The 12328-nt window shown below is 45.6% G+C and carries 8 protein-coding genes; all 8 read left to right on the forward strand.

Features of this window, described 5'->3' with window-relative positions; translation table 11 throughout:
• Positions 1-239: 239 nt before the first annotated feature.
• The 8 genes from LUCIF_RS04900 (at position 240) to LUCIF_RS04935 (ending at position 12231) form a co-directional block, all read left to right on the forward strand.
• Positions 240-1520, forward strand: coding sequence for an MFS transporter (locus tag LUCIF_RS04900; protein ID WP_122626760.1), 1281 nt, complete (start codon positions 240-242; stop codon positions 1518-1520).
• Positions 1521-1534: 14 nt separating this feature from the next.
• Positions 1535-3484, forward strand: a complete 1950-nt coding sequence (locus LUCIF_RS04905) for an oxidoreductase (RefSeq protein WP_122626761.1) — start codon at positions 1535-1537, stop codon at positions 3482-3484.
• A gap of 290 nt (positions 3485-3774) precedes the next feature.
• Positions 3775-4776, forward strand: coding sequence for a LacI family DNA-binding transcriptional regulator (locus tag LUCIF_RS04910; RefSeq protein ID WP_122626762.1), 1002 nt, complete (start codon positions 3775-3777; stop codon positions 4774-4776).
• A gap of 194 nt (positions 4777-4970) precedes the next feature.
• Positions 4971-6380, forward strand: coding sequence for a glucuronate isomerase (gene uxaC / locus LUCIF_RS04915; RefSeq protein WP_122626763.1), 1410 nt, complete (start codon positions 4971-4973; stop codon positions 6378-6380).
• 47 nt (positions 6381-6427) lie between these two features.
• Entirely contained in the window at positions 6428-7465 is a 1038-nt protein-coding gene (gene uxuA / locus LUCIF_RS04920; RefSeq protein WP_243638688.1) for a mannonate dehydratase, read from the forward strand.
• 19 nt (positions 7466-7484) lie between these two features.
• Positions 7485-8345, forward strand: a complete 861-nt coding sequence (locus tag LUCIF_RS04925) for an SDR family oxidoreductase (RefSeq protein ID WP_122626765.1) — start codon at positions 7485-7487, stop codon at positions 8343-8345.
• An 83-nt stretch (positions 8346-8428) separates the two neighbouring features.
• Positions 8429-10918 (forward strand): glycoside hydrolase family 31 protein, encoded by a 2490-nt coding sequence (locus tag LUCIF_RS04930; RefSeq protein WP_122626766.1) that lies wholly within the window; start codon positions 8429-8431, stop codon positions 10916-10918.
• A 29-nt stretch (positions 10919-10947) separates the two neighbouring features.
• Complete coding sequence (locus LUCIF_RS04935) at positions 10948-12231, forward strand: MFS transporter (RefSeq protein WP_122626767.1); 1284 nt, start codon at positions 10948-10950, stop codon at positions 12229-12231.
• Positions 12232-12328: the final 97 nt, after the last annotated feature.

Below are 12328 nucleotides of genomic sequence, written 5' to 3' on the forward strand. Positions count from 1 at the left end.
AAGATAATGGAATGTCTTGCTAATATTGAATTTCTTTAAATTTAGAATGTTTGGTATAGAACTTGCTTTATTGCAATATGACATAGCTCAGAAAGGAGTGCGTAAGCATGTGAAATCAGTAACAGATAGGGGGATTCAGCAAACAAGCCTTAATGCTGGCAGCAGGGGGGGCAATCAGCGGATTTTGACGGGCCTTAGATAAGAGTATTTGCGCGGTAAGTAGAGGAGGGGGTAAATAAATGGAAGAGAGACAGAAGTTTTATGGCTGGAAACTGGTCGGTGCACTCTGGTTTCTGTATTTACTGAACATGGGATTTCCGTTGTATGGCGGCACCGTAATTAATACTTATATGATGAAAGATTTTGCTATGGATCGGAGTATGTATGGATTAGGCTTTACGATAATGAATTTTTTTGTTGGTGTTCCGTCGACAATCATTGCTGCTGCAATTGTTAGATGGGGTATTAAAACGGCTTTTGGTATTGGTTCTGTATTTATTTGCGCCGGTGCGCTATGGATGAGTTTGCTAGCGTCACAGCCGTGGCAGTATCTTGTGGGATTTGGCGTTTTAGTTGGTACTGGCATCGGCTTTGGCACGATTGTTCCGCTTTCTACGGCGGTCATCCGCTGGTTTAAGCGCTATCGGGGCAGAGCAATGGCCCTCGCCATGACCGCATCGGGCTTTGCCGGTTTTGTGGGAGCGCCTTTAATGAACTGGATATTGGCGTCAAATGGCGGTGATTGGCGGAAAGCCTGGTTAATTGTCGCCGGTATTGAAGTGCTGGCAGTAATAATCGCCTATTTATTTATAAAAGAGTGCCCGGAAGATATAGGACAGGTTGTAGATGGCGAACCGGAGCCGGCCTTATCCGGGCAGTCCTCTGCGCAAAATGCGTTAGCAACCCAATATGCGTGGACTCCGGAGGAAGCCTATAAAACAAGAACCTTCTGGATGGTTGCAATCAGTTCTATTGCCTGTCAATTTCCGTTTTTCTTTTTTACAGCTCACTGGATAATGCATCTAAGAGGGGTTGGCATCAATCCGGCGGATGCGGCCATGGCGATGGGCTTGTTTACTATGGGGGGAATTGCCGGCCGGATAATCGGCGGCTGGTTAATCGACAAAATGGCCGCCAGGTTTGCTTTTATGCTGGGTATAGGCTGCTATTTTATCGGCTCTTTTCTGGCAATTCATGTTTCTGCGAGTACGATTCCGGTTGCCTTTCTTGCGGCGATTCTTTACGGGACCGGATTTGGCTGGACGTTCGTTTGTCTAAATACTATGTCGGGCAATTTCTTTGGACCGGCGGCATTTCCGAAAGTAAACGGCTCGGTTCTGCTCATTTCCGCGCTTTGCTGCTCCCCTGCGGGAATAGTGGGAGGAAAGCTGTTTGATATGTTCCAAAGTTATACACCGGCTTTTGAGCTGATTATTGGTATTTGTATTTTTGGTATTATCACTTTATGTTTTGCAACCATGCCGGAGCCGCCAAAGACTGCAATAAAATTGAATCAATAAGGAGAATAAAAACGATGCAAAGAAAATACCCCAATTTATGTAAGCCCATTCAAATCGGCAATGTAGATTTTCGCAATAGAATGTTTTCCGCTCCTATGGGCGGTACGGATATTACCGCTGATTGCACGATCGGACGCGCATCCACTGCTTTTTATGAGTTAAGAGCCAAAGGCGGGGCTGCGGCGGTTACTGTTAGCGAATGTATGGTTCATCCGGACACCGATGGGTCGCATGCATATCATCTGGATTTGCAGACCGTAGGGTCTTTGGCGAGTTTCACTTATACGGCAGACGCGATTCGCCGCCATGGTGCAATTGCCAGTGTGGAACTGTCTCATTCCGGGCAGTATGCCGGAACCTATTTAACGGACAAAGATAAGAAACGCAGCCTTGCCCAGTGGGGTCCAAGTGCCGGAGTCCGTCCGGATGGCCTGGAAGTAAAGGAACTTACCCAGGAAATAATCGATGAGATTGCAGCTGCTTATGGAAATTGCGCCGGTCTGGCTAAAAGAGCCGGCTTTGAAATGGTGATGATTCATGGCGGGCATGGCTGGTTGATTAATCAATTTTTGTCGCCTTATTTCAACCGCAGAACCGATAAGTATGGTGGTTCCCTCGAAAACAGAGTGCGCTTTGCCCGGGAAGTTCTGGATCGTGTCAGAAAGACAGTGGGCGCTGGTTTTCCCATTGAGTTTCGAATGAGCGGCTCAGAATTGTTTGATGGCGGCTATGATTTGGCGGAAGGAATTCAGATTGCTAAACTGCTTGAATCCAGAGTTGATTTGCTTCATGTTTCGGCAGGAACTTATCAGCGGGGATTCAGCATAACCCATCCTTCCATGTTTCTGTCTCATGGCTGCAATGTGTATCTTGCCGCAGCGATTAAAAAACAGGTAAGTGTGCCGGTGGCGACCCTTGGCGGTTTAAATGACCCGGCAGCAATGGAAGAAATTATTGCCGGCGGTAAAGCGGACATTGTTGAGATGGCCCGGGCCCTGCTGGCCGACCACGAACTTCCCCGGAAAGTTATGAGCAATCGCGGTGCGGACATTGTAAAATGTTTACGCTGCTTTACCTGTATGGCGGAACGGGTTGCTACATCCACCCGGCGCTGTACCGTAAACCCCTTAATCGGACGGGAACTGGACGGAACGGAAGTCGTTCCCGCCGCGCAACCGCATAAGGTTTTGGTAGCAGGAGGCGGGCCGGGCGGGCTAAAAGCGGCTATCACGGCTGCCCGGCGCGGCCACCAAGTAATCTTGTGTGAGAAAACGAATGAGTTAGGTGGAATTTTAAAAGGCGAGCAGGCTATTTTCTTTAAGTATGAGATGTATGAACTCGGTGTTACTTTGGGAAAACTGGCGCAAGATGCCGGTGTTGAAATTCGTCTGCAGACAACGGTTACCAAAGAGTATGCAGAAAAAGAAAAGGTAGATGCGCTGATTATTGCAGTGGGTTCTGAACCGCTTATCCCCCCGATTCCCGGGCTAAAAGGCGATAATGTAGTGGTTGTAAACAACTATTATATGGAGAAGGATAAGGTCAGCGACCAGGTAGTGGTTCTTGGGGGCGGTCTGGCAGGCTGTGAAGCGGCAATCCATCTTGCCCGGGAAGGCAAGACTGTACATCTGGTAGAGATGAGGAATGAACTGGCTCCGGATGCAAATATCAGGCATCGTCCGATTTTATTAAAGGAAATTGAAAAGAACAAAATTCACGCCCATACAGGATATAAGGCATTGCGTGTAACCGAAGAAGGTGCCGTCTGCGCCGATGATTCCGGCAGGGAACAGGTTGTTCCAGGTACCTCCGTAATCTGTGCGCTGGGACAAAGAGCAAGAAGAGAGGTGGTAGAAGAATTATTGGACTGTGCGCCTTATGTTGCACAAATTGGGGATTGTGTTCGTGCGTCTACCATAACTACAGCCATTTACCAGGGATACCATGCCGCACTTGATATCTAGCTCTTTGCTACAGCTTTTTCCCGCCCGGCAGGAGTTTATCTAACTTTTTCTGTAATGCACAAAAAGGCCTGTTTAACATTTGGATTTTGCCATAGGTTTTACAAAAACTTATTCGAATCGCCGGCAGGGACCTTGATGTTATTAAGGTCCCTGCCGCTCATTAGTTTTGGCGGTCCCTGTAATTTTAACTTCGAAGCTTTCGGCAGGATTTTGCATGCAATTGCCGAAAACGATAATTGATTTTAAGGCTAAGTGCATGAAGGTGGTTAATAATAAAAACAGGGGGAACTATGAGCGCTACGATAAAAGATATTGCCCTAGCGGCCGGTGTATCCCATATTACCGTATCACGGGCACTCAATGGGAATAAATCAGTACGGCCGGAAACAAGAGAACGGATAGCCAGAATTGCGAAAGAGATGAATTATGCTCCCAATCTTAATGCCAAGAGCCTGGTGCTCGATAAATCACATAGTATCGGGCTGTTTTTTTCTACATTGAAACAGGGAACAACAACCGAGTTTTTTTATCAGGCTGTCACAGGCGTCATTGGTATCATAAAAGAAAAGTATAATGTGGTTATTAAAGGCATTGATGAGATCCAGGATTATTCCGTTATAAACCGCCGGAATTTTGATGCCATACTGGTCGTGAGCCAGCGGGAGGGAGATGATGATTTTATATCGCATGTTTTACTCAACGATATTCCTCTGGTTGTAATGAATCGTGAAACCCGCGGCCCAGGGGTTGTCAACGTTCTCGTGAATGACTGTCTGGGGGCCTATGAGGCTACGCGTTATTTCTTGCAGAATGGGCACGAAAAGATAGCAATTATTGAAGGAAAAGAAGATTTCCAATCGAATATGGCGAGAAAACAGGGTTTTGTTAAGGCTATGAAAGAAGCAAATAAGCCGATATTATCCAATTATATCCGGTGGGGGGATTACGGTTTTGAAAGCGGCTACTATGCGATGAAAGAATTATTGAGGGAAGCGGAGCGGCCTACGGCTGTTTTTTGCTTTAATGACAGTATGGCTTTAGGGGCCATGAGAGCTGCTTTCGAATCCGGGCTTAGCGTTCCGGCGGATATATCGGTTATTGGCTTTGACGATACCGTTTATGCAAGATATGTTACACCGGCATTGACTACCGTACACCGTCCGATTGAAAAAATGAGCCGGGAAGGTGCGCGCAGGGCCATTGATATTATTGAGCGGAAAGATTGTGAGAGCGGCGTATTTTATATTAATACGGAGCTGAAAATCAGAGATTCCGTAATGTGTATTATTTGATGTGTTGATTGGAAAATAGTAAATTAATAAGGGTATGTTTTATTGCCTAATAGTATCTGGATGATATTACGAGATTTTTGTTCACGTGAACATTGAAAACATTGAAAACAGTGAAAATATGTGATAATATTAAGAAAAAGAATAATGTTCACGTGAACAAACGACATAGGAGACGTTGTTATGGAGGAGTTTATTTGAAACCTTTTATGCGGGACGATTTTTTGCTGGAAAGTCAATCGGCAATAAAGCTTTACCAGGAATACGCGAGCTCTATGCCGATTATCGATTATCATTGCCATTTATCAGCCCGGGAAATCTACGAAAATAAGAATTTTAATACAATTACCGAGGCGTGGCTATACGGAGACCATTACAAATGGCGGGCCATGCGCTTCAATGGAATTGACGAGCGCTATATTACCGGCGATGCCACCGACTATGAGAAATTTATGGCCTGGGCCCAAACCATGGAGAAATGTATCGGTAATCCGCTATATCATTGGACTCATTTAGAATTGCAGCGTTTTTTCGGAATTTGTGAACCATTTGGCGAAAAAAGTGCGGTCCCTATTTGGAAAAAGACCAACGCGTTGCTGCAGCAGGAAGAATGCAGCGCCAGAGGCATGATAGCAAGGTCGAATGTGGCTGTTATTTGTACAACCGATGATCCTACGGATTTATTAGAATATCACCGTAAAATCCGGGAGGATAACCGTATTGAGTTTAGTGTGCTGCCCACTTTCCGTCCCGACCGGGGCATGGATATTAATGGCTCCGGTTTTATTCGGTGGGTACAACGGCTTGCAACAGTAACGGGTACTGCAATTACGAGTTACAGTACCTTTTTGACGGCACTGCAGCAGCGCATGCAGTTTTTCCGGGAAACGGGCTGCCGGGTCGCTGATCACAGTTTGGAAAAGGTTCCTTACATAGAAAGTTCCGAAGCAACGATTGCGGGTATTTTTGCCCAGGCTTTACAGGGAAAGCAAATTGCTGCCGGGGATGTGGAGCGTTATCATACGGCATTTTTGCAATTTTGCGGCGAACAATATGCCCGGTTGGGGTGGGCAATGCAACTGCATATAGGGCCAATGCGCAACAATAACAGCAATATGTTCAGCCGGCTGGGACCGGATAGCGGTTTTGACTCGATACACGACCATCCGGTTGCGGGTTCGCTGTCACGGCTATTCGATTCACTGGAAAGAAAAGGATGCTTGCCGAAAACGATCTTGTATGCCATAAATCCGAAAGACTATTTTGTATTGGGGAGCATGGCCGGCAATTTTCAATCGGGCGGTATTCCGGGAAAAGTTCAGTTTGGTCCGGCATGGTGGTTTAACGACACGAAAACGGGAATGGTTGAGCATATGATTACTTTGAGCAACCTGGGGCTGATTAGCCGCTTTTTGGGAATGGTTACCGACTCCAGAAGTTTCCTGTCCTATCCCAGACATGATTATTTCCGGCGAATTCTCTGCAACTTGCTGGGAGGATGGATGGAAAACGGCGAGGTGCCAGCCGATTGGGATATGATGGGCGGAATGGTGCAGGATATTTGTTTTCATAATGCCAGGACCTATTTTGGCTTTGAAATAAAATAAATACTTTGTTGGCGTATTAGTAAAATTTGGGGGGAATTGCTTTGCAAATGACATTTAGGTGGTACGGTGACAGTGATCCGGTAACCTTGGAAAAAATCAGGCAAATACCCGGCCTTACAGGGATTGTCTCAGCTATTTATGACGTCCCGGCCGGAGAAGTTTGGCCCATGGAATGTATTTTGGCGCTCAAACACAAAGTGGAAGCGCAGGGGCTCCAGTGCGAGATTATCGAGAGCGTACCGGTGCATGAGGATATTAAGCTGGGACTGCCAAGCCGTGAACGCTATATTAACAACTACTGCAAAACACTCAGTAATTTGGGAAAGGCTGGATTTACGACGGTCTGCTATAATTTTATGCCGGTGTTTGACTGGACCCGGTCCGAGCTGGATTATAAGCTGGCCGACGGTTCTTCGGCGTTGATCTATCGTCAGGAAACAGTCGAAAATATGAATCCCCTGACAGGCGAATTATCTTTGCCCGGCTGGGATGCAAGCTATACTAAAGAGGGTATGAAAGCCCTGCTGGAGCAATACCGCGACGTCAACGAAGAAAAGTTATGGGGCAATCTGCAATATTTCTTAGAACGTATTATTCCTGTGGCCGAACAGGCCGGTATCAACATGGCCATTCATCCTGATGATCCGCCATGGTCTATTTTTGGTTTGCCGCGTATTATCAAAAACAAGGCCGATTTAGAACGGCTCATTCATTTGGTAGATAGTCCCAACAATGGAATTACATTATGCTCCGGCTCTTTAGGCGTGGATCCCGAAAATCAGGTTCCGGACTTAATCCGTTATTTTGGTAAGCTGGGGCGGATTCATTTTGGTCATTGCCGCAATATCAAGATCACAGGCGCAAAATGTTTTGAGGAATCATCTCATAGAAGTGCCAGCGGTTCGCTGGATATGGTGGAAATTATGAAGGCTTACCATGAAATTGGTTTTAAGGGGCCGATACGTCCGGATCATGGCCGCATGATTTGGGGGGAAACAGGCAAACCCGGGTACGGACTCTATGACCGCGCCCTGGGCGCAGTGTATTTAAACGGCATTTGGGAAACGTTGGAAAAGATGAAGTGAAGCGGAGGATAAGGAAAGCATGAATTTACCGTTTAAAATTGATTTGCACGGAAAAGTAGCCGTTGTTACCGGCGCCGGCGGGGTAATCTGCAGTAATTTTGCCAAAGCACTGGGAGCTTGCGGCGCGAAAGTGGCTGTGCTGGATTTGAATAAAAAAAGCGCCGACCTTGTAGCGCAAGAGATCACGGAAGCGGGCGGTCAGGCTGTCGGCGTAGAGGCCAATGTATTGGAAGTAGCCAGTTTAAAAGGGGCCCGCCAGATAGTACGGGATCAACTGGGCCTGTGTGACATTCTCATCAATGGCGCCGGCGGGAATCATCCGAAGGGCACGACGAGCAAAGAATATCTGGATAGTAAAGACCTTGCAGCAGGGGAACAAGAGGGACTGGTAACTTTTTTTGACCTGGACCCGCAGGGAATTGAATTTGTTTTCAATCTTAACTTTCTCGGGACGTTGCTGCCGACTCAAGTTTTTTTAAAGGATATGGTCGGCAAAAAGGATGGGGTGATCCTGAATATTTCTTCTATGAATGCGTTTACTCCCCTGACCAAGATTCCGGCTTATAGCGGCGCCAAAGCGGCTGTTTCCAACTTTACGCAGTGGCTGGCAGTGCATTTGTCCAAGGTAGATGTCCGGGTCAATGCTATTGCGCCGGGGTTCTTTGTAACCAATCAAAACCGGAATATGCTATTTAACGCTGACGGCAGCACGACAGAAAGAGCGGCCAAGATTTTAAATGCGACCCCCATGGGGCGGTTTGGTGAATGCGAGGAACTGACCGGCACCTTGTTATGGCTGGTAGATCATAAAGCATCCGGGTTTGTCAATGGCGTTGTTGTACCTGTTGACGGAGGTTTTTCCGCCTATTCGGGAGTCTAAGAGCGCCCCTGCACTTTGGTGCAGGGATTGCTCTTGCGGGGTCGGGAATATTGTGAAACCGAAAGAATGGAAGGGGCTTTGCTATGAAAGTGAGCCGCAAAATTGTGAATGTGGAGAATCATCATAAGTATTTGGATATTGATGCCGGTCCGGCAAAATATCGTATAATTCTGCTAAATGATGATATCGTCAGAATTCGTTGTATTTTCGAGGCGGAATTTAAGCCGGAGGCTTCGTATGCTCTGGTTATGACAGCCTGGCAGGATCATATGGACGCTATGCTGCAAAGGGAAAGAAAAAGAGTGGAAGCCATTGCCACTAATTATGAAGAGCATGAAACGTATATCTTGATGACCACTAAAAAGCTGGACATTAAAATTTATAAAGATCCTTTTGCGATTGAAATTTCAGATAAAAATGGCAATATATTAAATTCCGACTTAAAAGAACGGGCCTATGTACAGGACGATTTAGGACGGATTTATCATTATTCCTGTATGGAGGATGGGGATTATTTCTACGGGTTTGGCGAAAAAGCGGGATATTTAAATAAGCAAAGACGCAGAATGCGAATGCATAATGTGGATACGATCGGCTATGATTCGGAATTGACAGACCCGCTCTATAAACATATTCCGTTTTATATCAAGTTAAACAGCACCAATAAGGTAGCCTGCGGTTTATTCTATCACAACTCCTATGATTCTGTTTTTGATATGGGCTGTGAAAGAAGCGGCTATTGGCATAAATATAGTTATTTTTGCGCCGATGGCGGGGAACTGGATGTTTTTTTTATTTATGGACCGCAAATAAAAGATGTTGTCAAAAATTATACTGATTTAACGGGGAAAACAGTATTTCCAACCAAGTATTCCCTGGGATACATGGGTTCTACGATGTATTATACGGAATTGGATCAGGATGCCGACAAGGCTGTTTTGCAATTTTTAGATAAGTGCAAGGAAGAACAGATTCCTTGCGACGGATTCTTTTTATCTTCCGGCTATACTACGGGGCAGGACGGAAAAAGATATGTATTTAACTGGAATCATGACCGTTTTGAGAATCCGAAAGGCTTTGTAGAAAAAATGCAGCAAAAGGGTGCTGATTTAGCGCCGAATATCAAACCGGGCATGTTGACAACGCACCCTTTATATAAGGAATTTGACGCGGCGGGGGCTTACATAAAAGATGAATATGGCGAGAAATCACAGACCGACAGGTATTGGGGCGGTCCGGCTTCTTTTGTCGATTTTACGAACGGAAAAGGCCGCGAATTATGGAAAAAGCATTTGAAGAAGGCGATTGTTTCCCTCGGTGTTACTTCGATCTGGAATGATAATAATGAATATGAAATGAATAATTTAGCAGCAGTTTGTCATTATGAGGGATTAAAGCAAAAAGCCGGCGCCTTACGTCCCATTATGCCGAATCTTATGGCCGCTATGGCTCAAGAAGCGGTTTTAGAAGTCGACCCTGATATTAGACCGTATATTGTCAGCAGGGCCGGGTTTGCGGGTATTCAGCGTTATGCCCAAACCTGGGCGGGGGATAACAATACAAGTTGGAAGAGCGTAAAATTCAATATACCTGTGATACTCGGCATGGGATTGTCAGGGGTAGCGAATCAGGGCTGTGATATCGGGGGATTTTTTGGTCCGGCCCCGGAACCGGAATTGTTTGTCCGCTGGGTTCAAAACGGAATCTTCCAACCGCGATTTTCCATTCACTCCTGCAATACCGACAATACTGTTACCGAACCGTGGATGTACCCCTCTTATACCCAGTATATCAAGTCGGCTATTCAGCTCCGGTACCGTTTAATTCCTTACTTGTACTCATTGCTTTTTGAAGCGTCTGACGAAGGAGCGCCGATCATGAGACCGCTGGTTTATGAGTTCCAAAATGACTGCAATGCATGGGAAGAAAGCTTTGATTTCATGCTGGGCAGCTCATTGTTGGTGGCGAATGTTCTGGAGAAAGGGGCAAAAACAAGGCGGGTTTATTTGCCGGCAGGCGCAGACTGGATTGACTGGTACACCAAAGAACGTTACGCAGGCGGACAGACGATTGAAGTGAACGTATCTTTGAGTTCCATTCCTATGTTTATTCGCAGCGGTGCGATTATCCCAATGAGTGAAGAATTAATGAATATTCATACAGATGCGGTGGAAACACTTCACTTGCTTGTGGAACCTTCACAAGAAGCCGAATTTGTCTTGTATGACGATGACGGCATTACCAATAATTATAAACATGGTAAATATTTAAAAACGACAGTCAATATAGATAAAAATAATGGAACAAAAATTATTTTTACCAACAAGGGGAATTATTCCACTCCGGTTAAAACAGTGATTTTAGAGCTGTTATGCCAGGATATCGCGCCCATTCAAATCAGACTGCAAGACAGAAAAGTCCCGATGTTCCTTGATCGGCGGGAATGGGAAGCCGGCAAGACGGGCTGGTATTACGATATGGAACAAAAAACAGCTAAAATTAAATATGACAATCTAAGGGAAGACCATACAATCCATGTCGATTTTGATATTAAAGATCTGATTTCCGTATAAAATAAAAAAATCCGGAAAGGTGAGAAAAGATGGCGAAATTTAAGCAGTTGCGGTGGACAATGCTCGTCTTATTTATTGCAGGGGTGACATTGAATTACGTTACAAGAAACACATTAGGGATATTGGCGCCTGAACTGGAACATATTTTCCATATGTCTACGCAGGAATATTCCTGGGTGGTCGCTGCGTTTCAAGCCGCTTATGCGATTTCCCAGCCGATTTGCGGCTGGGTGCTGGATTTCATTGGGCTGAAAGTCGGCTTTTTGTTTTTTGCCTCGGCCTGGGCGATCGTTTGCATGCTCCATTCTCTGGCTACGGGCTGGGAATCGCTGGCTGTTTTGCGGTTTTTCATGGGGGTAACCGAGTCTGTCGCAGTACCTGCCAATTTGAAGATTTTAACAGATTGGTTTCCATCGAAAGAAAGAGGGGTTGCCGCCGGCTGGGCCGGCGTGGGATTTTCTTTCGGCGCCATGCTGGCGCCGCCGTTAGTTGTTGCCATTCGCCTTCATTATGGCTGGCAGGCAGCTTTTTATGTAACTGGTTTTATGGGATTAATTTGGGCGGGTATATGGAAGTTTTATTATAACAATCCCCGGGATCACAAATTGATTTCACCCGAAGAAAAGGCTTTTATTTTCGATGAAGCGACGGTAAGATCAGAAGAGCCACTGAAAACTAATATTTGGACCTGCCTTAAAGACATTTGCAAGGTAAAAAAATTCTATGGAGTTGCTATCCCCGCTTTTCTGGCGGAACCGGCCTGGCAGACCATGAGTTTTTATGTTCCCTTATATTTGGCTACGGAAAGAGGCATGAACTTAAAAGAGATTGCGATGTTTGCGTGGTTGCCGTTTCTGGCAGCCGATATTGGCAGTGCCGCGAGCGGTTATTTAGCAAAGTGGTACCGGAATCATTTTAATTTTAACGTTAACAATGCTACGGTCTGGAGTTCCGTATCCGGAGCGGTTCTCATGATTTCTTTAGCCTTCGTTCCTTTTGTGAATAATCCTTATGCAGCCATTGGGTTAATATCGATTGGCGGCTTTGGGCATGCAGCGATTTCAGCGATGTTAGGCGTGCTGATCATGGAGAATTTTGAATCGAATCAAGTGGCCTCCATCAATGGGGTGCGTGGTTTTGCGGCATGGACCAGCGCATTCTTATTCTCCCTGTTAATTGGGGCTATCGTTCCCCAAAGCGGATTTTCGCCAATCTTTATGGCAATGGGATTCTTTGATATTATTGGCGCTGCCTTTATGATTTCCCTTATTTATGATAGAAGTAGAAAAGCTTTAACCGGAGTTAAGGGATAAACTTTTAACCCTGGGTGTATGCTGTAAACATAATAAAAAGATACCGCAAGGTCTGAAAAAGATTTGCGGTATCTTTTTATTTGCGTTCATTTACGAT

The organism is Allolucifera butyrica, from assembly GCF_900476375.1.
Classification (GTDB): domain Bacteria; phylum Bacillota; class Negativicutes; order Sporomusales; family UPPP01; genus Lucifera; species Lucifera butyrica.